The organism is Flavobacterium hydrophilum (assembly GCF_003202405.1).
GTDB classification, from domain to species: domain Bacteria; phylum Bacteroidota; class Bacteroidia; order Flavobacteriales; family Flavobacteriaceae; genus Flavobacterium; species Flavobacterium hydrophilum.
The window spans coordinates 33063-57145 of record NZ_QJHL01000004.1; the positions used below are offsets into that span (position 1 = coordinate 33063).

Below are 24083 nucleotides of genomic sequence, written 5' to 3' on the forward strand. Positions count from 1 at the left end.
AATAAAACCTAATGTTTTCAAAAAACACAAAATACAATTTCAATTTAAAAACCACCTTTTTGGTACTGTTTTCAATCTGCACTCAATTTGTAGAAGCACAGAATGCATGGAAACCAGCTTCATTCGAAATTGTAAAATCCAATTATAAAACATTCAAAACGAGTCAGTACGCTCATGTTTTTTCAGGAAGCAAACACAATATAGTTGGTTTGGTTCCGGAATTGCAAGGTTTGACAGGTATTGAACTTCCTTTGGATAAATATAAAAACGGGACAAACTCGCCTTTGCAGTTAAAATTCAAAGAACCCGTTCAGGTTTTAGTAGGGATTTTTCAGGAAAAGAATTCAGAATATCTGCAAGCCGATAAACTTCAAAATGCAAAATTAGTTTTAGAAAATGGAATTACAATCACAGGGTTGGCTCCTGTAAATATATATGCAATTGCTTACGCAAAAGGAACACACACAATTCTGCCAAACGCAAAAGGATTGTTTGCCATTTTGGGAGTAATAAAAAGCAGTCAGCAATTGGTTTCCCGAAACGCCGAATTATTAGACGGAAAGCTTTGGAATCCAACTTATATCATCGAAGGATTCTCCGATGAAAAACCATTATTCGAAATCATTGGCGGAGAAAACAAACCCGTTATAGACGAAGGAATGTCTGGAACAGAAGGAATTCAGGGAGGTTTTGAAGGAGGAAGAGTCGTAAAAGTCGGCGATACTTATCACATGTTTCCAACTGAAAGAGCAGGAGAAAAAGGAGTGGAATATTATTATGACCGTGTAAAAACCAAAATTGGTCACTGGACAAGTAAAGACGCCATTCACTGGAAAAGAGAATCTACCATTTATCAGGCAAGCGGAACTTACGCAGTTACAGAAGATGATAATCCAATGAACGATCGTCGTGGTGCTATTTGGTCGTATATGCCTGTTTTTAGCGAAAAAGCAAACAAATGGTATGGCTATTATTTGGCGTATACCGTTCATAAAGAAATTCAGCCAAATCACTCTTTTGGAAGAATCTGGAGATGCGAATCGACTGTAGAAGGTATCAACGGAATTGGCGGCCCTTATAAAGATATGGGCATTATTATGGAACCGGGATTGGATTCTCAGCCTTGGGAAGGACGTCAGGGAGTAGCTTCGTTTTTTCCATATAAAGTCGGCGATAAATATTTCGGATTTTACAGCGGGGCTTATCCGTTTGAATCCTGGGCAGATTATCCGAAGAAATCAGGAAAAGGCTGGTTTGTGGCTTTAGCAGAATCAAATAGTCTGGAAGGACCTTGGACAAGAATGAATAAAGGCTTAGAACCAATAAAAACCATCCATCCGCAATTTGTTGAAAACCCTATTGTGAGTCAGTTGCCAAACGGTTTGTATATCGCTGTTTTTGACGGAGGCCCGGAAGGCTGGGGACATCATTTACCGAATATGATAGGCTATACACTTTCAAAAGACGGAATCAATTGGGGGGAAGCGCGCTATTTGCCAATAGAAACCAAAGTAGATAAAACCTGGGATATTATGAGAACGCCATTATGTTTAATTCCAGAAGGCAATGATGTGTACACGATTATCTATAATACAATCGATCTGAAAAAAAGATTTCATCCAACCGGAATGGTAAAAGTAAAACTGAATAAAGAAGTAATGGAATCCCGATTGAAAGAGTTAAAATAGAGCCAAGAGCAAAGAAGCAAGAGAATAGAATAAAGAAAAAAGAAACTTTGCACCTTCGCATTTGCGATAAACTATCAAGAATAAACCAAAAATGAAAAACTCAATTAAGTATCTCATAATTGCGATTACAGTTGTATTGATCAGCAGTTGTGCTACTACAAAATACAAAAAAAGAGAAATCAACGAAACCGTAATGCAGGAGATTTACAAAGAAATCAAAACGCCTTACAAATATGGTTTGGTAATGGTGCCAACAGACAACTCATACAAAATGGACTGTCCGAGTGTTTTCAGAAAAGATGGAAAATGGTACATGACGTATTTAATTTATGACGGAAGAGGATACGAAACCTGGCTGGCAGAAAGTGACGATTTATTACATTGGAAGCATTTAGGAAAAGTAATGTCTTTCTCAGAAAATGAGAAACACTGGGATGTCAACCAAAAAGCAGGATATATTTCGTTGCAAGATCCAACCTGGGGCGGAAGTTACGAATGGGAAAAATACGATGATAAATACTGGATGAGTTATTTTGGCGGAGACAGTAAAGGTTACGAAGCAGGAGTTTTGTCGATTGGAATGGCCTATACCACAGCATCACCGACAAAGCCACACGAATTTAAGAGATTAGAAAATCCGGTTTTGACACCAAAAGATAAAGATGTAAGCTGGTGGGATAACAGTACGATGTATAAAAACAGTGTGATTCGCGATAAAGAAAAATTGACCGGACATAATTTTATCATGTATTACAATGCCCGTGGTGATAGTATAAATCCGGCAAAAGGAGCAGAAAGAATTGGAATGGCGGTTTCTGACGATATGAAAACCTGGAAACGTTTTGGGAAAAATCCGGTACTGAACAACCATAGAGGAATAACAGGCGATGCTTTCATTCAGAGAATCAACGATACCTGGGTAATGTTTTATTTCGGTGCTTTCTGGACGGGTTGGGATCAGGGCGCTTTTAACCGTTTTGCCGTTTCGAATGATTTAATAAACTGGACCGATTGGAAAGGCGACAATTTAATTGAATCATCAGAACCGTATGATGATATGTTTGCTCATAAATCATTTGTTGTAAAACATGATGGCGTTGTCTATCATTTTTACTGTGCGGTAAACAAAGCAGAACAAAGAGGAATTGCAGTTGCCACTTCGAAAGATTTAGGTAAAAGTGAAACGAGTTTTGTTGCACCGCCGGAGAAGAATAAAAAACAGTAATTGAGTTGTGAGTGTAAGATGTGAAATGTAAAACATCTTGCGCGGTAATACTCAGCAGGGACAATTGAATCAAATAATAATGAAACAAAATATAAAACCAATGTTAGCGTCAAAAACAAAATATAAAAATCCATTTTTCAGATTTCGATTTTCGGCGTATGCATTTTACATTTTACTATTCACATCTTACGCAACACAAGCCCAATCCGTAACAGGAGAACCGGCCGGAGTTCCGGAACTTCATAAAAAGTACGAATTTGCACCGTGGGAAGATCCAACAGTTACAAGCATTAACAGGCAGCCATCCAGAGCAACAGCATATTCGTACACCAGTGTTGAAGACGCGTTAAAAGGCGACAGAACCAAAAGCCGAATCCAAATGCTGAACGGCGATTGGAACTTTAAATATGCGGTTAACTTAAAAGAAGCTAATAAAGATTTCTATAAAAACACAGTTTCTGGCTGGGATAAAATTGAAGTCCCATCCAACTGGGAAATGAAAGGCTACGATAACCCGATTTATAAAAGTGCCGTTTATCCTTTTAGACCGATAAATCCACCTTATATTCCTAAAGATTATAATGGAGTTGGTTCTTACCAACGCAGTTTTACTGTTCCTGAAAACTGGAAAGATATGACTGTGACTTTGCATTTTGGAGCAGTAAGTTCCGGTTTTGAAGTGTGGTTAAACGGAGAATTTTTGGGATATGGAGAAGATAGTTTCCTGCCATCCGAGTTTGATATTACACCTTATTTAAAAGCAGGAGAAAACGTAGTTTCCGTGAGAGTGATTCGCTGGGCAGATGGTTCTTATCTAGAAGATCAGGATCACTGGCGTATGAGCGGGATCCAGCGTGAAGTTTTTATTATGGCTGAGCCAAAACTACGCATTCAGGATTTCTTTGTTCAAACCAAGTTGGATAAAAAATATGAAGATGCGATTTTTAAACTGCGTCCAAAAGTAGAGAATCTTACGGGTGAAAAAGTCAAAGATTATACAATTAACGTTCAATTGTACGATGCCAACAATACGGCAATGTTCAAAGAACCGCTTCAAAGACCGGTGATTGATTTGATCAACGAAAGTTATCCGCGTCTGGATAATGTTCGTTTTGGATTCTTTCAGGAAACTATTAAAAATCCAAAAAAATGGAGTTCCGAGGAGCCGAATTTATACACGATGGTCATTTCTATAAAAGATAAAAACGGAAATATTACGGAAGCGAAAAGTTGTAAAGTAGGTTTCCGTTCGATAGAATTCTCCAAAGAAAACGGCAAAATGCTCATCAACGGAAAAGAAACTTACGTTTATGGTGTAAACCGTCACGATCATAATCCTGTTCGTGGAAAAGCCGTAACCAGAGAAGATATCAAACAAGATATTACAACCATTAAAAAGTTTAATTTCAACTTTATACGAACAAGTCACTATCCAAACGATCCTTATTTCTACGAATTGTGCGATCAATACGGAATTATGGTAATGGACGAAGCAAACCAGGAAACCCATGGAATTGGCGGAAAATTAAGTAACGACCCAAAATGGACCAACGCTTACTTAGAGCGTATGACCCGAATGGTCGAAAGAGATAAAAATCATCCATCGGTTGTAATGTGGAGTTTAGGTAACGAAGGCGGAAAAGGTCCAAACCACGCAGCAATGTCAGGCTGGGTTCACGATTTTGACATTACGCGTCCGGTACATTACGAACCGGCACAAGGAAATGCGAAGTTAGATGGATATATCGATCCGCTGGATCCCGGATATCCAAAAACAATCGATCACGCATATCGATTCGAAAATCCGCAGGATGATTCGTATGTTGATATGGTCAGCCGTTTTTATCCAGGCGTTTTCACACCGAAATTTTTAGTTGACCAAAAGAAAGATACCCGACCAATTATTTTCGTTGAATATTCTCATGCCATGGGGAATTCAGTTGGAAATTTAAAAGAATTGTGGGATGAATTCCGTTCGCTTCCAAGAGTTATTGGAGGCTGTATCTGGGAATTTAAAGATCAGGGACTGGTGAAATTCGATTCCAGATCAGATCAGAATTATTTTGCTCACGGAGGAGATTTTGGCGAAAAATACCACGATGGAAATTTCAACACCAAAGGAATTGTAGATTCTAACGGAAAACCAAAAGGTTCGATTTTTGAGAATAAATGGGTGTATCAGCCAGCAACATCTACTTTAAAAGATGGTAATCAATTAGAAATAAAAAATCGCAGTGCTGTAAAATCTTTGGCAGGATATATTCCGGTTTTAAAAGTTTTGGAAAACGGAAATATCATTAAAACACAAATTCTAAAACCATTCAATTTAGAGGCAGGACAATCAACAACTTTAAACATAAGTCAGTATCTGCCAAAAATGAAAAGTGATGCCGAATACCTTTTAAATATAGAATTCCAACTTTCAAAAGATGAACTCTGGGCTTCAAAAGGATACGCTGTCGCGGAAGATCAATTTGTGCTGAAAAAGAAGGAAGTTGTTTTAGAATCTAAAAAAGGAAATCTAAATGTTTCCGAATCAGATTCAGATTTTAACATCAAAGGAAAATCTTTCGACATCAAAATCAACAAAGCAAACGGAGCCTTGAGTTCGTATGTTTTCAATGGAGAAGAACAGGTTTTTGCACCATTGCTTCCCAATTTCGTTAGACCTTTGACAGACAATGACAAAAGAGGATGGAAATCGCAAAAGCTTTTGAAACAATGGTACAAAGCCAAACCAAAATTGACGAACATCAAAATTGACAGGTTAGCTTCTGAAATTAAAATCACAAGTGACTATGAAATTATAAACGACAGTGCGAGCGTAAATGTAGTTTACAACATCAAACCAGACGGAACAATCAAAGTCGATTACAGTTTAAAAGCGTCAAACAAATTACCAAACATTCCAAAAATCGGAATGCAGATGGGTGTTCAAAGAAAATTCGATCAGATTTCGTGGTACGGAAGAGGAGAACTGGAAAATTACAACGACAGAAGTTTTGGCTCGTTTGTTGGTAAATATTCACTTCCAATAAATGATTTCATCGAGCATTATCCAAAGCCACAGGAAAATGGAAATCGTTGCGATGTACGATGGATGGCATTAAGTTCTCCACAAAAAAGCAATGGATTTTTGGTGGTAAATGATACCAAACTTTTAAGTATGAGCGCATGGCCGTATACACAGGAAAATCTAAGTGCAGCTACTCATACATATGAATTGAAAGACCCTGGATTTTTGACAGTGAATATTGATTTAATTCAAATGGGAGTTGGAGGAAACGACAGTTGGACATTAGTAGCTCAGCCGTTAGAACAATATCAAATTAAGTCGGGAGATTACCAGTATAGTTTTTATTTGACGCCTTTCAGCGGTTCAAAAAATGAATTAGAAAGTAGTTTGAAGAAGTTTAAATATTAGACAAAGAATATCAAAAATAATCCGCTAAATCTGCCAAATCTGCGAGAAAAATTTACTCTCGCAGATTCAGGGGATTTGGCAGATATTATAAAAGGTTAATCAGCAATGTTTCAAAAAAAACACCTCTTTTTTATACTACTCATTGCGGGAATCCTTTCCGCACAAGAAACTTATAAAAAAGAAAACACATCATTCCAACCAACACTAGAATCCTCCAAATCGTGGGTGTATTGGTATTGGATGAAATCAGCCTATTCCAAACCCGGAATCACAGCCGATTTAGAGGCGATGAAACAAGCCGGAATTGCAGGCGCCTATTTAATGACCATCAAAGGTCCGGCAAATCGACCATTGATCGATCCGCCAGTTTTACAGTTGAGTCCTGAATTTTGGGATATGATCCATTGGGCTTTTAAAGAAGCGGATCGTTTAGGTTTAAAATTGGCTTTTCACGGGGCAGACGGATTTGCGGTTGCAGGAGGTCCTTGGATTACGCCTGAAATGTCAATGCAGAAAGTGGTTTGGTCGACAACTGAAATTTTAGGAGGAAAAAAAGCAGCTTCAAAACTTCCCGTTTCGGAACATTACAAAGACTATTATAAAGACATTGCGACTTTTGCTATTCCGATAAAAGAATATCAAACAACATCACAAATTCAATTGCCAAAAGTTACAACATCAAATAATTCAGATGCTTCATTTTTGGCTGATCCTAAAAAAGACGAAAATTTCAAGTTTGCCGATGCAGGCTGGATTCAGTACGAATTTGCTCAGCCTTTTACCTGCAAATCGATTGTAATTGAAACCAAAGGAAGAGATTATCAGGCACAGCGTTTAATTGTGGAAGTGAGTGATGACGGAATCAATTTTAGATTTCACGAAAGATTGATAGCACCACGTCACGGTTGGCAGGATATGGATTTCTCAAATACACATACAATTGCACGCGTTACGGCAAAATATTTCAGATTTGTTTATGATCCGGTAGGAACAGAACCAGGAGCAGAAGATTTAGATTTTGCAAAATGGAAACAAAACCTGAAAGTGAGTAAAATTACACTTTCAAATCAGTCCTTAATCAATAATTACGAAGGCAAATCAGGAGCAATTTGGCGTCTGACTCCGGAAACTACTGAAAAACAAATTCCTAATTCAGAGGCATTCAAAAAATCAGAAATCATTAATATTTCGAGTTTTGTTGATTCTGATGGAAATTTGAACTGGAAAGCTCCAAAAGGGAAATGGAAAATTATCCGAATGGGACATACTTCTACAGGTCATGAAAATGCAACGGGCGGAGCAGGAAAAGGATTGGAAGTAGACAAATTTAATCCAGAATTAATCCGTTTTCAATTGGATCATTGGTTTGGTGAAGCCGTTCGTTCTGCTGGTCCTGAGCTGGCTTCAAAAGTGTTAGAAATTCTTCATTTTGACAGTTGGGAATGCGGAAGCCAAAACTGGTCTTCGATTTTTCAGGCGGAATTTAAGAAGAGACGTGGCTACGATCTTGTAGATTATCTTCCAGTCATGGCCGGAATTCCCGTAGAAAGTGCCGATTTCTCAGAGAAAGTTTTATATGATGTCAGAAAAACCATTGCCGATTTGGTAGCGGATAATTTCTACGGAACTGTAAATCAAATCGCCAAAGAAAATAACGTGAAATTAAGCTCAGAAAATGTGGCGCCAACAATGATGAGTGATGCTTTATTGCATTATAAATATGTTGATTATCCGGGAGGGGAGTTTTGGTTAAAAAGTCCGACGCATGACAAACCTTTTGATATGGTAGATGCCATTTCGGGCGGACATATTTACGGAAAAGATATCATACAGGCGGAATCTTTTACGGCGTTGAGAATGGATTGGGACGAACATCCGGGGAATTTAAAAACAACGGCAGACCGCAATTACGCTTTAGGAATTAACCGATTATTCTATCATGTTTTTGTACATAATCCGTGGACGGATAGAAAGCCAGGAATGACTTTAGATGATATCGGAACTTTTTTCCAAAGAGATCAAACCTGGTGGAAACCGGGGAAAGCATGGTTTGAGTATTGCCAACGTGTGCAGTTTCAATTGCAGAAAGGAAAACCAGTAATTGATTTAGCGGTTTTTATTGGAGAAGATTTTCCTTCACGCTCTTTTGTACCGGATCGATTAGTGCCGTTAATTCCGAATGTGTTTGGAAAGGAAAGACTGGAAAGCGAGAAAATCCGTTTGGAAAATGAAGGTCAGCCAACAGCCAAAATGCCGAAAGAAGTGACGTATTCTAAAAATATCACTGATTTATCACAATGGATTAATCCTCTAAATGGTTATCAATATGATTCATTTAATGCCGATGTTTTAATCAACAGAGCAAAAGTTCAAAACGGAAAAGTAACTTTTGATGGTGGAATTGAATATGGCGCTTTACTTTTTCCGGGAAGTCACAAAATGGCTCCGAACAAAATGATTTCTTTGGCTTCCGCCGAAAAAATACTGCAATTGCTAAAAGAAGGTGGAACTATTTTTGTAGATGAAAAACCAACTATCCAGCCGGGAATTCAGTCAGAAGAAGATCAAAAGAAATGGCAGAATGTAATTGATGAAATCTGGAACAATGCAAATGCTGAATCATGGAAAATTGGAAAAGGAACAGTTATGAAATTACCGTATTTAGGAAATGATTTTGCTTCAATCGGAATTACACAAGATGTTTATTTTCCGAACCTGAACAGAACCGATTCAGAAACTATTGCCTACACACACCGAAAAGCAGAAAACGAAGATTTATATTTCCTTTCGAATCAAAAGAATGAAAAAAGAACATTTGATGCTTCTTTTAGAATAGCAGGAAAAGTGCCTCAATGGTATAATCCTGTTACCGATAAAACTTTAGCTTTAACCAATTGGAAAATAGAAAACGGAAGAACAATTGTTTCGATAATTTTAGATGCCAACGAATCCGGTTTTGTGATTTTTAAAGACGAAACGAAAGATGTTTTAGCTAAAAGAAAATCTTCTGAATTTGAAAAAGTTCAGGTTTTAGATGAAAACTGGGATCTACAATTTGATCCTGAATTCAAAGGTCCGAAAGAAGTGGTAAAAACGAACAAACTTTTTGACTGGAGTACTTCTGAAAACGATCAGATTAAGTATTATTCAGGAACTGTGGTGTATAAAAAGGAGTTCATCTGGAAAGGAAAAGATGTTAATAAAATATGGCTTGATTTAGGAGAAATTGCAAATATGGCCGAAGTTTCAATCAACGGAAAAGACTGCGGAACACTTTGGACTTTCCCTTTTAAAACTGATATTTCAAAAGTTTTGCAAAAAGGAAAAAATACGATAGAAATAAAAATCACAAATACTTGGGCAAATAGATTAATCGGCGATCAAAAATTGCCAAAAGAAGAAAAATTAACGTGGACAACAGCGCCATTTCGTTTGGAAGGCGAACCGTTGTTAAAAGCGGGATTATTGGGACCAGTAAGTATTGTAAAAGAAAAATAAAATGTTAGCCACAGATTAAAGGATTAAAAATGATTATTTAACCTGTGATAAAAGAAGAGTTAGATGAATTGCCTCCAGCTTTAGCTGGAGGTTTAGAAGAAGATAAAAATTGGGCTTTAGCCAAACTAATTATTTGGCTAAAGCCCTAAAAATGAAAATACTTTATGACCTCCAGCTAAAGCTGGAGGCAATTGAAAACAAAAATATCAATAGATTAAAGAATTTCAAGTGATTAATAATCCTTTTTAATTTTTTAATCTGTGGCAAAAAAAACATAAAAAATGAAAAAATCAATTATTGCATTATTAACGATTTTAGCAAGTTTTCAAATTAATGCCAAAATTAAACTACCTGCATTGTTTACAGACAACATGATGTTGCAGCAAAAATCGAACGCACCAATTTGGGGATGGGCAGAAAAGAATGCAAATGTTACGATCAAAACATCATGGAATTCTAAAATCTACAAAACAAAAGCTGATGCTTCCGGTAAATGGAAAACTGAATTACAAACGCCAACAGCAGGAGGACCTTTTACAATTGAAGTTACGGAAGGAAACGAAAAAGTAACTATCAAAAATATTTTGATTGGCGAAGTCTGGCTTTGCTCCGGTCAGTCGAATATGGAAATGCCTTTGAAAGGATTTCAGGGACAGCCGGTTAAAAACGGAAATGAAATTATTGTAAGATCAACTAATAAAAACATTCGTTTAATTACGATTCCGCGTGCGACAGTTTTAGAACCTAAAGATGATTTTGAAGGAAAATGGGAAGAAGCTTCTCCAAAATCAACTTCAAATTTTAGCGCAACAGCATGGTATTTTGGTTCAATGTTACAGGAAGTTTTAGATGTTCCGGTGGGATTGATTCATGTTTCGTACGGAGGTTCGAGTATGGAAGCCTGGATGAATCAGGAAATGCTGAAAGATTTTGCAAGTGCCAAAATTCCGACCACAAAAGAAGAATTGGCAAAAGACCCAAATCGTGTTCCAACGACTTTGTTCAACGGAATGCTTTCGCCGGTTATTGGTTACGGAATTAAAGGCTGTATCTGGTACCAGGGAGAATCGAATTACGAAAGAGCAAATGAATATACTGCTTTGATGAAGAAAATGGTAAGCAGTTGGAGAACGTTGTGGAATCAGGGAGAATTTCCTTTTTATTTTGCTCAAATAGCACCTTTTAATTACGCTTCATTTCACCCAAAAGATTATTTAGAAAAATACAATTCGGCTTATTTGAGAGAGTCGCAATTTATAGCCGCAAAAGAAATTCCGAATTCAGGAATGGCTGTTTTAATGGATGTTGGTGAAGAAAATAATATTCACCCAATGGACAAAGAAAAAGGAGGGAATCGACTGGCGTTCCAGGCTTTGGCAAGAAGTTATGGAATTGAAGGTTTCGAATTCGAAAGTCCGAAATACAAATCAATGGAAATAAAAGACGGCGCTATAACGGTTTCTTTTGATGATGTTGCTAACGGAATTACGACTTACGACAAAGAGGTTTTAGGTTTTGAAATTGCTGGTGAAGACAAGGTTTTTTATCCTGCTAAAACCGTTGTTAGAAGAAAATCAGTGGTTTTGACTTCTGATAAAGTTACAAAACCAGTTGCGGTAAGATATTTGTGGAAAGATTTCGCAAAAGCTGAATTGTTTAGCGCGGGCGGATTGCCGGTTTCTTCATTTAGAACAGATGAGTGGTAATTAATAATTATAAGTTATGAGTTATGAGTTTCCACATAGTTTGTCATTTCGACGAAGGAGAAATCTTCGCAAGTAACTCGACAAAGATTTGAAACTAGCATGATGATTGTTTGGGACGCTTAATTTATAACTCTCGCAGATTTGGCAGATTTTGTAGATAAAAATAAATCTGCTTAATCAGCTAAATCTGCGAGAGAAAATTAAAAATAGATATCTATAAGGTTTTGAAAACCTTGCAGGAAAGAAAACGATGAAAAATAATATACTATTAATACTTCTCTTCACTACGCTTTGCATCAAAGCGCAAATTCCTGCGCTCGATAATTACAATCAAGTTTGGACAACGCAAAGCGCAAATTCATCAGAATCTATGCCTTTAGGAGGAGGAGATATCGGGATGAATGTTTGGGTGGAAAAAGGTGATTTGTATTTCTATTTTTCCCGAAGTGGGACTTTCGATGAGCATAATACGTTATTGAAATTAGGTCGTGTAAAAATTACTTTAAGTCCGAATCCGTTTGAGGGGGCAGCAGGTTTTCGTCAGGAATTAAAACTGAAAGACGGGTATGTTTTGGTTGGTCAAAACGATACCAAAATCAAACTTTGGGTTGATGTTTTTAAACCGATAATTCATGTTGATTTAGAAAGTAAAGATCTGCTGAAAATGACAGCCTCTTATGAAAGCTGGCGTTATCAGAACCATCAGTCAAAAGGAAAAGAAAATAATGCCAATTCCTATAAATGGGCACCTCAGGGAGATCTTGTCAATTTTAAAGATTCAATTGCTTTTGAAAATAACGGACTTAAATTCTACCATCGAAATCGAGAACAAACTGTTTTCGATGTCGCTGTAAAACAGCAGAAAATGGAATCGGTTAAAGACCAGATGATGAATCCAATTGCCAATTTGACTTTCGGTGGATTCATGAAAGGCGATAATTTAAAACCGGATGGAACATATCTTGGAAAATATCAGGATACCGATTTCAAAGGTTTTAATTTAACGAGCATAAAACCTTCAAAAAAGTATTCTTTAGAAATTTACTTAAACACCATTCAATCTGATTTTTCAACTTGGAATAACGGATTGAAAAGCTTAATTGCTGAAAATAAAAATACAGCAAAACAAGCGGAGAAAAACACAATAAAATGGTGGAATAATTTCTGGAACCGCAGTTTTATTTACACTCAAAAAAGTACTTCCACAGCCAAAGATTCTGTTTATCAAATAGGACAGAATTATCAATTGTTCCGCTATATGTTGGGCTGTAATGCATACGGAAAATATCCAACAAAATTCAACGGTGGATTGTTTACAGTTGATCCTGCTTTTACGAATCCCGATTTGAATTTCACACCTGATTTCAGGAATTGGGGAGGAGGAACAATGACAGCCCAAAACCAAAGATTAGTGTATCATCCGATGGTGAAAAGCGGTGATTTTGACATGATGAAATCACAGCTTGATTATTATTTGAGCCTTCAGAAAAATGCTGAATTAAGAAGCAAAGTTTATTGGAACCACAATGGAGCATCTTTCACAGAACAATTAGAAAACTTCGGTTTGCCAAATCCTGCAGAATACGAATGGAAACGCCCGGCAGATTATGATCCGGGAATGGAATATAACGCCTGGCTGGAATACGAATGGGATACGGTTTTTGAGTTTTGCCAGATGATGTTGCAGCATAAAGAATATGCAGGAGAAGATATTCAGAAATACAATCCATTCATCATTAGTTGTCTTCGTTTTTTTGACGAACACTATCAATATTTAGCTAAGAAAAGAGGCAGAAAAGCTTTGGATGGAAACGGGCATTTAGTACTGTTTCCGGGTTCTGCTGTCGAAACTTACAAAATGACCAACAATGCCAACAGTACTATTTCGGCATTGAAAATAATTATGGAAAGTCTTTTAAACCTTTCTGAAAAAGAATTGTCCAAAGAAGACGGTGAATACCTCAAAAGTTTTCAAACCCGAATCCCGCCTTTGAATTTTGGAACTATCGAAAACCACAAAGTGCTGCTTCCGGCAAAAACCTGGGAACGCATTAATAATACCGAAGTGCCACAATTGTATCCGGTATATCCGTGGGGAATTTACGGAATTGGAAAACCCGATTTAGAAACGGCTTTGAATACATGGAAATACGATTCGGATGCAATAAAATTCAGAAGTCATATCGGCTGGAAACAGGATAATATATTTTCGGCAAGATTAGGCTTAACCGAAGAAGCAGCAAAATATAATTTGTTGAAAATGTCCAATTCAGAAAGACGTTTCCCCGCATTTTGGGGTCCCGGATATGACTGGGTTCCGGACCACAACTGGGGAGGTGCCGGAATGATTGGGATGCAGGAAATGCTTTTGCAGGAAACCGATGGAAAAATCTATCTTTTTCCAGCCTGGCCAAAAGAATGGAATGTGCATTTTAAATTGCATGCAACACAAAATACAACGGTTGAAGCCGAACTTATCAATGGAGAATTAAAAGTTTTGAAAGTAATTCCGGAAGATAGAAAGGCAGCTATTATAAATCTGTTGGGTAAGTCGACAGAAGAAAAAATAAAATTAAATTAAAAAAATGATAAAGAAATTAATTGGTGCTGCTGTTTTAGCAACACTTTTAGCAGTAAACGGACAGGCACAAAATACTGGGAAACAAATTGTAAAAGTAGATTTTGATTTTTTTCAGAGAAGACTGGAAGAAGTTCACGCTCCGGGTTATGATTCGTGGGTTGTAAATGAAATGAAAGAAGACCAAAAGATTTTCAATGGTATAACATTTAAGTTAAAAGGAAATTTTACTTCTAAATGGTATAAAGTGGGAATGAATGCCCCTTATTATAACAGATTAGGCAGTGACGGTCTGGTTACAGCCGAAAATCTGGAATTAAAAATCAGTGGATTAAAGCCAGGAAAACATACGCTTCTGACGTTTCATAATGCTTTTGATGTCATTACAGGAAAAACATTTTCACCAATAAAAATATTTGTAAACGGAAAATTGGCAGAAACTGTGAATGCCAGCCAGAGAGCCAATGCCAAGGCTGATGCTTCTATGGCATATATTTCTTTTAATGCTGTAAAATCGAAAGAAGTTGTTATACGTTTTGAAATTGATCCGACCACAAATCCGGATATTGTTAAGCAGATTGTAATTAATGGTTTTGAAGTTGATACGCCGAACTTAATGAATCAGGCGCGTTCTCCAAAACCGGAAAATGCAAATGAGCATGTCGTTACAGTTGATAAAAAGGTTTTGTTGGAATGGGAAGCTTCAAAAAATGCGGTGGCGCATAAATTGTTTTTTGGAGAAGATAAAAATGCTGTTGCTAATGCTACTGAATCTTCAAAAGAATTCAAAGGAAAATTAACTGACAGAACATTTTCAGTTTCTGATTTATACAGTGGCTCCTCTTATTACTGGCGAGTTGACGAGGTAGATGCTAAAGGAAATGTTACATTAGGAAATGTCTGGTCATTCAAACCGGCACAATTGGCCTTTCCGGGAGCAGAAGGTTATGGGCGTTTTGCTGTTGGAGGCCGTGGCGGAAAAGTGGTTGAAGTAAACAATTTAAACGATGACGGACCGGGAAGTTTGCGTGATGCTATCAATCAGGAAATCGGACCGAGAACAATCGTTTTTAATGTTTCGGGAAATATACAGTTGAAATCAAGGCTAGTAGTGAATCAGCCATACATTACCATTGCAGGACAGACAGCTCCGGGCGAAGGAATTACGATTAGCCGTGCACCAATTGGCCTTACCGGGAATGATGGTGTAATCCGCTTTTTGAAAGTTCGAATTGGCGGTGGAACGACTTTTGACGGAATGGGATTAACGGGTGCTGATTACAGTATAATCGATCACTGTTCTATCAGCTGGACGATTGATGAATCATTCAGTTCAAGAGGAGCACATCATATTTCATTACAAAGAACTTTAATTTCAGAAGCCCTGAACGTTGCAGGACACGATAAATACGAAGCCGGGAAAATGCACGGATATGCAGCAACAATTGGTGGTGATATTGGAAGTTTTCACCACAATTTACTGGCTCACAATTATGGACGTAACTGGAGTATTGGTGGTGGTTTAAGCGGTGACGGATTTTATACCGGTAGAATTGATATTCGAAACAATGTCGTTTACAACTGGGGGAAAAGAACTACTGACGGTGGAGCAAACGAAGTTAATTTTGTGAACAATTACTACAAGCCTGGCGCTTCAACAGATATTTTTGTAGCACTAAATGCACAACACGAAGGAGTTGGAAAAGGAATGCAGCGTTATTTCTTTGATGGAAATGTAATGCCGGGATACTTCGATGAGAAATCTCAGGATAAGGGAAGAAAAATGACCGTTACCAATAAAGAAATTGTAGAATACGAAACGTTTGTAGATAAGCCTTTCTTCGAATCTTATGTAAATACGGAATCAGCAAAAGGAGCTTATAAAAATGTACTTTCGGATGTTGGTGCGAATCAGCCTTTTTTTGATAAACACGATAACCGAATCATAGAGGAAACTTTAAAAGGAACTTTTACTTATAAAGGAAGCAAAAGTGGTTTAGGTGGTATGATCGATAATGAATCAGATGCGGGTGGATGGCCTGAGTTTGCTTCAGAAACCCGTCCTGCAGACTGGGATACCGATCATGATGGTTTGCCGGACTGGTGGGAAAAAGCATTCAGTTTAAACGAAAATTCTAAAGCAGGAGATTTTTCAGATGCGAATTTAGATTTAGATGAAGACGGATTTACGCAATTAGATAATTATTTAGACTGGATGGCACAGCCGCATTTCTTTATAAAATCGGGTGAGAAAACAGTTTTAAATGCTGCAGACTATTTTAAAGGTTACGAAACAACCCCGGTATTTACTTTTTCCGATCTTACTAATGGGAAAGTAGTCTTAAAAGGAAAAGAAGTTCAGTTTACGCCTATTGAACCAGGATTAGCATCTTTTGTATTAACAGTTAAAGATGCAGATGGCGATACAATGAGCCGTAAAATTAATTTCCTTGTGAAATAATAGAAAGATTTGAAGCAGATTTGATTTAAGAAATTTGCTCAGATTTCAATTTAAAAGCAAAAAAATAATCCGCCAAATCTGCTAAATCTGCGAGAAAAATTGACCTCCCGAAGATTCATCAGATCAGGCAGATAAAAAATTATATCAAATGAAAAAGCACATTGTCATATCGTCTTTATTCCTTTCAACAGTAATTTTTGCCCAAAACAAAGGTTTGGTAGCCAATTCTGAAAGCCCTTATTCTAAATTACAGAGTGTAGGTTTGCAGGATGTAAAATGGACAAACGGTTTTTGGAAAGAACAATTTGATGTTGAAACCCAGAATACATTACCTTATATGTGGGACTTGTATCATAATGATGAGGTTTCGCACGCTTACAAAAATTTTGAAATTGCAGCTGGAGAAAGCAAAGGAACTTTCAAAGGGCCATCTTTTCATGACGGGGATTTTTATAAAATTTTTGAAGGAATGGCAGCGACATATGCAGTTACTAAAGATAAAAAACTCGATGCAGAAATGGATAAAGCCATTGCACTTTTTGCGAAAGCACAGCGAAAAGACGGCTATCTGCATACACCGGTTCTAATCGATGAACGCTGGGGAACGCTTGGACCCGAAGAAGTGAAAAAACAATTGGGTTTCGAAAAATACAATATGGGGCATTTGATGACTGCGGCCTGCATTCATTACCGGGCGACAGGAAAAACTAATTTCTTAAACATTGCCAAAGGCGTTGCCGATTTCCTATATGATTTCTACAAAAAAGCTTCACCGGAATTGGCTCGAAATGCAATTTGTCCTTCACATTATATGGGAATTGTCGAAATGTATCGCACTACTAAAAATCCAAAATATCTGGAATTGGCGAATAATCTTATCGATATCAGAGGAACTACCGATGATGGTACCGATGACAATCAGGACAGGATTCCGTTTAGACAGCAAACTACCGCAATGGGTCATGCCGTACGAGCTAATTACCTGTACGCAGGTGTAGCCGATTTATACGCAGAAACCGGAGAGAAAAAATTACTGGATAACCTGGAATCAATCTGGGATGATGTAACGTATAGAAAAATGTATATCACAGGAGCCTGCGGTTCTTTGTATGACGGGGTTTCTCCAGATGGGACTTCGTATAATCCAACCGATGTGCAAAAAATTCATCAGGCCTACGGAAGACCTTTCCAATTGCCAAATGCTACAGCTCATACCGAAACCTGTGCTAATATTGGAAATGTGCTGTGGAACTGGAGAATGCTTCAGATTACAGGAGATGCCAAATACGCGGATATTGTGGAATTAGCTTTATACAATAGTGTTTTGTCAGGAATCAGTCTGGAAGGAAAAGAGTTCTTTTATAACAATCCGCTGAATGTTTCCAAAGATTTGCCTTTCAAACAAAGATGGAGCAAAGAACGTGAAGGTTATATCGCTTTGTCAAACTGCTGTGCGCCAAACGTAACCAGAACGATTGCTGAGGTGAGCAATTATGCTTATAACTTTTCGAAAGAAGGTTTATATGTGAATTTATATGGAAGTAATAATCTGAATTCAACAACACTTACAGGAGAAAAAATAGAAATTGAACAGCAGACGAATTATCCTTGGGATGGCAAAGTTACGTTGAAAATCGTAAAAGCCCCGAAAGAGGTTTATGCTTTTTTATTGAGAATCCCGGGCTGGAGCCAGGGGACGACAATTTCAGTTAACGGTAAAAATATAAATGAGGCCATAGCTTCAGGTTCTTACCAAAAAATAGTACAAAAGTGGAAAAAGGGAGATGTCATCGAATTGAATATTCCAATGCCTGTACAACTGATGCAGGCAAATCCATTGGTAGAAGAAGTAAAAAATCAGGTTGCCGTAAAAAGAGGACCAATTGTATATTGTTTAGAATCGAATGAACTTCCGGCAAATACAAAAGTGAATGATGTGATTTTGGATGTTAATTCTAAATTCACCACCGATTTTATTAAAATTGACAACAGGCAATTATTGAGTATAACGGCAAGTTCATCAGTTACTTCAGATAATTCCTGGGACAAAAAGTTGTACAAGCCGCTTTCTGCAAAAGACAACAAAGAAACCACTATAAAATTAATTCCTTATTTTGCATGGGGAAATCATGGCAAAGGCGAAATGTCTGTTTGGCTTTCTCATTAAAATAATTTGAATTTACCATATAAGTCATATAAGGTTTTGTAAGCAAGAGGAAATAATTTCCCAGCTTAAATATCTCATATGACTTATGTAGTTTAAAAAAATCCAACACTATGAAATATATTGTTACCTTATTTGTGGCATTATTATCTGCCATATCATCAGCACAAACAACTGATAACCGATTTGAATTAACCGTTGCCCAGGATGGTTCGGGAGATTTTAAAACCATTCAGGAGGCCATTAATAAAGTAAGAGATCACGCTGAAAAGAGAGTTGTAATTACTATCAAGCCCGGAACTTATAATGAAAAAGTGGTGATTCCGGCTTTTAAAAGAAATATAACGCTAAAAGGAACCGACAGAGAAAAAACGGTAATTTCATACAATGATTATTCAGGTAAACCTTTTAGAGGGATTGATGTTACGGGAGATACAAAATTTAGTACTTATACTTCTTACACTTTATTGGTCCAGGGAAATGACTGTTCAGTAGAAAATTTAACTGTAGAGAATACATCAGGAAAAGTAGGTCAGGCAGTGGCTTTGCATACCGAAGGCGATCGGGTTTCTGTGAAAAACTGTTCGGTTTTAGGAAATCAGGACACTTTATATCTGGCAAAAGGAGGGACACGAAATTATTTCGAAAATTGTTATATCAACGGAACTACTGATTTTATTTTTGGGGCAGCAACAGCTTATTTTTACAATTGTACGATTGAAAGTTTAAGTAATTCTTATGTCACGGCTGCATCAACTACACAACAAGATAAATATGGATTTGTATTTCTGGATTGCAAACTTACAGCTAAAGACAATACGGTAGATAAAGTTTTTCTCGGACGTCCTTGGCGACCTTATGCAAAAACCGTTTTTATTAATTCAGAGTTGGGTTCACACATCGTTCCAGAAGGCTGGAATCCGTGGAAAGAAGATAAGAACTTTCCGGATAAAGAGAAAACAGTATTTTATGCTGAACTTGCCAGTAAAGGTGAAGGAGCAAAAGATGTATCTAAAAGAGCTTCATGGTCGCATCAATTGAAAAAATCAGATTTAAAAAAATATGATTTGAAGAATGTATTGAATGGATGGAATCCTAAATTATAAAAACACTTTCAATTTTTTATTATTATAAGCGCCTTTATTCAAAAGGCGCTGTTTTGATGCGGTTCTTTACTAAGATAAAAATAAGGGCGTAGTTTAAAAGAATTTTTAAGCTTCTCTATGCAAATTTCCCCGGTCATGTTAAAAACTCTCATTTTCAGTCTGTTGTATTATATGAATAGAAGGTTTTTGATCAATATCCAATTATAATGCTAAATCTTAGCCTAAAAATCTTTAGTTTACAAAAAATCTATTCTCATAATCTTTGCGGATCAACAAATCGTTATAAATATTAATAAGAATTTACTTCTTCAAGCGCAACGCTTTTAATTTTTTTTTAATTTTTTTAATTTTTTTTTAACTTAGAAAAATGTTATTTTTTGTAAGATTTTTAACTGAAAGAAATCGATTTCCTACATTGTTTTCATCTAAGCGAAATGCATATAATTGCTTTTCTTTCAACTAATTTTAGTAAAAGGCCTTGTTTTTAGGCATTTTTTCTTACTTATTTTATTTGTATCTTGTTATATTCAAAATTTCACCCTTTTTTTTAGTGTAACGCTATTTTGCCTTACATTTTTTTGATGATATGGTTTTTTTATTGGTTTTTTTTTAATGATAATTCCGAAGCAGGATGCCACAGGACAGTTGTGATTTTCAATCATTATATTTTTGAATTCAGGTAATAAATGTATTTTTAACGTTTAAAATTCTGCGGGCATTTAATAGCTGTCAAAATGTAGCATTTTCTTCAACAATAATAATGCGTTTGTTATAAACTAAACTAACCTAACTATTAATCTAACTAAATCAAAGATTTATGAAACAAGCACTTATAAAAAGATGTAGTTTTATTCTGTTTGCATTGATGAGTATTGTTACTAATGCCCAAACTGCAAGCAGTCAAATTAAGATCACGGGTACGGTTACCGATAATACAGGCTTGCTATTGCCTGGGGTAAACGTAACGGAGAAGTCATCAAAAAACACTGTTACTACAGATTACAGTGGAAGGTATGAAATTAGTGTAAAGCCTGGTGCAACATTGGTTTTTTCTTTTATTGGAATGAAGAAAATTGAAGTTCCTTTAAATGGTCGTACCAATTTAGATGCTAAGCTACAGGAAGACTCTAATGTATTAGATGATATTGTAGTTGTAGCATACGGTAAACAGAAAAAAAATAATGTTACTGGAGCTATAGTAACTATTAAACCTGATGAAATAAGGGATTTGCCGGTTTCAAATTTATCAGAAGCTTTAAGAGGATTGTCTCCGGGAGTAAATGTGAATAATGCAAATGGATCCAGCCGTCCAGGCGGGGCTGCGGATATTACTATTCGTCAATCTTTTGGATTTACAAATGCTACCTCACAATTTAGAGTTCCTTTGATCGTAATTGATGATATGGTTCAGATTGATCCTCAAACCGGTTTACCTACGCAGGAAGCTTTCAATAGATTAGATCCTTCAGAAATTGAAAATATTACAATTTTGAAAGACGGTTCGGCTGCCATTTATGGTGCTCGTGCTTCTCAGGGAGCTATTATTGTGAAGACAAAAAGAGGAAAAGAAGGTAAAGCTAAATTTACTTATTATTCTCAATTTGCGGTGAATGATGCGGTAAGCCATCAAAAAACAATGAGTGCTTATGAGCATGGGGTTTGGAAAAACAGATTTTTAAGTTCTAATTTGGAGGCGAATCAAGCGAAATATTTTTCTGAAGACGAATTAGAACAAATGAAAAGTCTGGATTATGATTGGTTAAAGAAAGCCTGGAAACCGGCTATACAACAAAGACATGTTCTTAATGTAAGCGGTGGTACTGATAAGGTAACTTATTTTGCAGGTGGTGCCTTTTTTACTCAGGGAGCCAATTTAGGAGATCAGGATTATGAAAAATGGAATTTCCGTACTGGTACTACTGTAAAAGTGACAAATAATTTAGAGTTTTCAGCTTCAGTTTCCGGAACTTCAACAGATACACAAAAATCATTTACTAAAGCATCTGCAAATTTAAACGATGCGGGTAGTTTTGGTTCTCTTAGTGCAGGTGAACAGGCAGATTATATGTATTTGTTGCATATGCCAAAATACATTCCATGGCAAACAACTGTGGCAGGTAAAGAATATTGGATGTCCCCGATTGCCCGTAGCGATGCCAACTTAGGAAGTGCTAATAATAGAGGTACTCTTGCAGGCTGGAATTATTTTGCAGCTCTTCAGGCAGGTAAACAAACAGATGAGGATTTTGCATATAATGTGAATTTGAATATGACGTATAAAGTACCTTTTGTTAAAGGTATGTCTATTAAAGGAAGTTATGCCAGAAGTCAGTCAAGTGCTAGTAATGAACAAGTACAATTACCTTTTGATTTAGCCAGAATAAGAAATTATGAAACAATTGGTAACCATTTGGCTTCTGCTGCTGATCCTACGGTTTATGATGCTGTGAATAATCCAAATGGTGATTATCTTATTGAAACGAATAGTGCTCAGTCAAGAGTGTATTATAATAGTGACGTAGATAAAATGATTCAGTCAAATATTTTTGTTAACTATAACAGAACTTTTGGCGATCATGCTTTTGATGCGATGGTGGGTGTTGAGCGTTCTGAGTTAAATAGCAGAAGTTTACGTTTGGCTTATGAAGGTACCGGAAAAGATTATTTGGGAGATTATACTTCTGCAGGACCAATAAGCAATAATTCAACAGCTATGAAAACAGAGTCAGGAACTCTTTCTTATTTGGGACGATTAAATTATGGTTATAAGGATAAGTATTTGGCTGAATTCATTTTCCGCTCAGATGCTTCAACTAAATTTGCTCCAAAAAATTACTGGGGTTTTTTCCCGGGTGCTCAATTTGGATGGGTAATGTCTAAAGAAAAATGGTTTACAAATAATGTATCTTGGGTAAATAATTTAAAACTGCGTTATTCTATTGGGAAATCAGGAAAGGATGCTATCCAGCCTTGGCTTTGGCAGCAATTTTATGAACCAGTTGTGGATAGAGGAGCTCAATTTGGTTCACAGGGAGGGACTCTTGGAACAGGTATAACACCTCGTCCTACACCAAATTCAGAGGTTAGATGGGATGCTAGTCTTAAGCAAAATTATGGAATAGATGTAGCGCTATTAAATAATAGATTACAAATATCTGTTGATTATTATTATAATAAGAATACTGAAATGTTGGTGGATATGGCAGGTATTGTGGGTACTCCAATTACAGTAGGTGGAGCTTTAGCAGAACAAAATTATGGAGCTGTCAATGATTGGGGAACTGAGTTTTCAATCAATTGGAATGATAAAATTAAAGATAAATTCAGTTATAATGTGGGAGTAAACTTTGGCTTCAATGATAATGAAATAAAAGAATTTCCACTGTCTGCCCCAGCACTTGAATCTGCAAATGTTAGACGTGTAGGGCAATCGTCATACACTCCTGTGTGGGGATTCAGAACCTGGAAAGAAACTTCTTCAGGAGATGGTATTTTACGTACAGATGAGGATATTGCTAATTATTGGCAATACTTAACAGAACGTGCTGCAGCTGTTGGCGGGACACCTGGTTATATTGGTAATATAACAAATGTAAGCAATATGAGAAAAGGTATGTTGGCTTATCAGGATGTTGGAGGTGTTTTTAACGCTACTACAGGAGAACAGGCTCCTGCTGATGGAAAGATTGCAACTGGTGAAGATTATGTAAAATTGGTAAATAGTAATAGAACTTATGGTTTTACCACAAATCTTGGATTCAAGTACGATAGTTTTTATTTTAAAACTCAAATTGCTACCTCTTGGGGAGGATATAATGCCATAGACTTAGTAAAACAAGGAATTGCTACTTCAAGTAGTGGGACACATAATGACTGGAGTCATGAGGTTTTCTGGACAGATATGTATGATGCTACTACCAATCCGGATGGAAAATATCCAAATATGTATCAAACAGCTAATTTTAATCCATCTGATTTCTGGCAATTAAATAATTTCAGATGCGTAGTTAGAAACTTATCTGTAGGTTATGCGCTTCCAAAGGAAGCACTTAAAACTGCAAAGATTGATGGTATTAGTTTTGGAATTACTGGTCAGAATCTTTGGGATTTGTATAATCCTTATCCAAAAAAATACCGTAATATGTATGATGATTCTACTACAAAGTATCCAACGCTTAGAACCTGGTCATTGAGCATGAATGTAACATTCTAATTTTAAAGTAAATTTTAATT

10 protein-coding genes are annotated in these 24083 nt (G+C 36.6%); all 10 read left to right on the forward strand.

What is annotated here, in order from left to right; translation table 11 throughout:
* Positions 1–11 precede the first annotated feature (11 nt).
* The 10 genes from DMB68_RS15695 (at position 12) to DMB68_RS15740 (ending at position 24063) form a co-directional block, all read left to right on the forward strand.
* Positions 12–1688, forward strand: coding sequence for a glycoside hydrolase family protein (locus tag DMB68_RS15695; RefSeq protein ID WP_110347620.1), 1677 nt, complete (start codon positions 12–14; stop codon positions 1686–1688).
* Between the two features lie 91 nt (positions 1689–1779).
* Complete coding sequence (locus tag DMB68_RS15700; protein ID WP_110347621.1) at positions 1780–2913, forward strand: glycoside hydrolase family protein; 1134 nt, start codon at positions 1780–1782, stop codon at positions 2911–2913.
* A gap of 79 nt (positions 2914–2992) precedes the next feature.
* The gene (locus tag DMB68_RS15705; RefSeq protein WP_231131660.1) at positions 2993–6337 is read left to right on the forward strand and encodes a glycoside hydrolase family 2 TIM barrel-domain containing protein; all 3345 of its coding nucleotides are present in this window, start codon (positions 2993–2995) and stop codon (positions 6335–6337) included.
* A gap of 105 nt (positions 6338–6442) precedes the next feature.
* Entirely contained in the window at positions 6443–9835 is a 3393-nt protein-coding gene (locus DMB68_RS15710; protein ID WP_110347622.1) for a glycosyl hydrolase, read from the forward strand.
* Positions 9836–10116: 281 nt separating this feature from the next.
* Positions 10117–11541: a sialate O-acetylesterase gene (locus tag DMB68_RS15715; RefSeq protein WP_110347623.1), complete on the forward strand. Its 1425-nt coding sequence runs from the start codon at positions 10117–10119 to the stop codon at positions 11539–11541.
* A gap of 250 nt (positions 11542–11791) precedes the next feature.
* A complete protein-coding gene (locus tag DMB68_RS15720; protein ID WP_110347624.1) occupies positions 11792–14122 on the forward strand; it encodes a DUF5703 domain-containing protein in 2331 nt (776 codons plus the stop codon).
* 4 nt (positions 14123–14126) lie between these two features.
* Positions 14127–16580, forward strand: a complete 2454-nt coding sequence (locus tag DMB68_RS15725) for a pectate lyase family protein (protein ID WP_110347625.1) — start codon at positions 14127–14129, stop codon at positions 16578–16580.
* Positions 16581–16728: 148 nt separating this feature from the next.
* Positions 16729–18747, forward strand: coding sequence for an aceric acid hydrolase (locus tag DMB68_RS15730; RefSeq protein ID WP_110347626.1), 2019 nt, complete (start codon positions 16729–16731; stop codon positions 18745–18747).
* A 110-nt stretch (positions 18748–18857) separates the two neighbouring features.
* Positions 18858–19850 (forward strand): pectinesterase family protein, encoded by a 993-nt coding sequence (locus tag DMB68_RS15735; protein WP_110347627.1) that lies wholly within the window; start codon positions 18858–18860, stop codon positions 19848–19850.
* A gap of 817 nt (positions 19851–20667) precedes the next feature.
* Positions 20668–24063 carry a SusC/RagA family TonB-linked outer membrane protein gene (locus DMB68_RS15740; protein ID WP_110347628.1) on the forward strand — a complete coding sequence of 1132 codons (3396 nt, stop codon included), beginning with the start codon at positions 20668–20670 and terminating at the stop codon, positions 24061–24063.
* The last annotated feature ends 20 nt before the right edge of the window (positions 24064–24083 follow it).

Bases quoted from the DNA above. Each gene is read 5' to 3' on its own strand.
- DMB68_RS15705 (WP_231131660.1), top strand. From the start codon at position 2,993: ATGAAACAAAATATAAAACCAATGTTAGCGTCAAAAACAAAATATAAA.
- DMB68_RS15730 (WP_110347626.1), top strand. From the start codon at position 16,729: ATGAAAAAGCACATTGTCATATCGTCTTTATTCCTTTCAACAGTAATT.
- DMB68_RS15695 (WP_110347620.1), top strand. From the start codon at position 12: ATGTTTTCAAAAAACACAAAATACAATTTCAATTTAAAAACCACCTTT.
- DMB68_RS15715 (WP_110347623.1), top strand. From the start codon at position 10,117: ATGAAAAAATCAATTATTGCATTATTAACGATTTTAGCAAGTTTTCAA.
- DMB68_RS15725 (WP_110347625.1), top strand. From the start codon at position 14,127: ATGATAAAGAAATTAATTGGTGCTGCTGTTTTAGCAACACTTTTAGCA.
- DMB68_RS15700 (WP_110347621.1), top strand. From the start codon at position 1,780: ATGAAAAACTCAATTAAGTATCTCATAATTGCGATTACAGTTGTATTG.
- DMB68_RS15740 (WP_110347628.1), top strand. From the start codon at position 20,668: ATGAAACAAGCACTTATAAAAAGATGTAGTTTTATTCTGTTTGCATTG.
- DMB68_RS15735 (WP_110347627.1), top strand. From the start codon at position 18,858: ATGAAATATATTGTTACCTTATTTGTGGCATTATTATCTGCCATATCA.
- DMB68_RS15720 (WP_110347624.1), top strand. From the start codon at position 11,792: ATGAAAAATAATATACTATTAATACTTCTCTTCACTACGCTTTGCATC.
- DMB68_RS15710 (WP_110347622.1), top strand. From the start codon at position 6,443: ATGTTTCAAAAAAAACACCTCTTTTTTATACTACTCATTGCGGGAATC.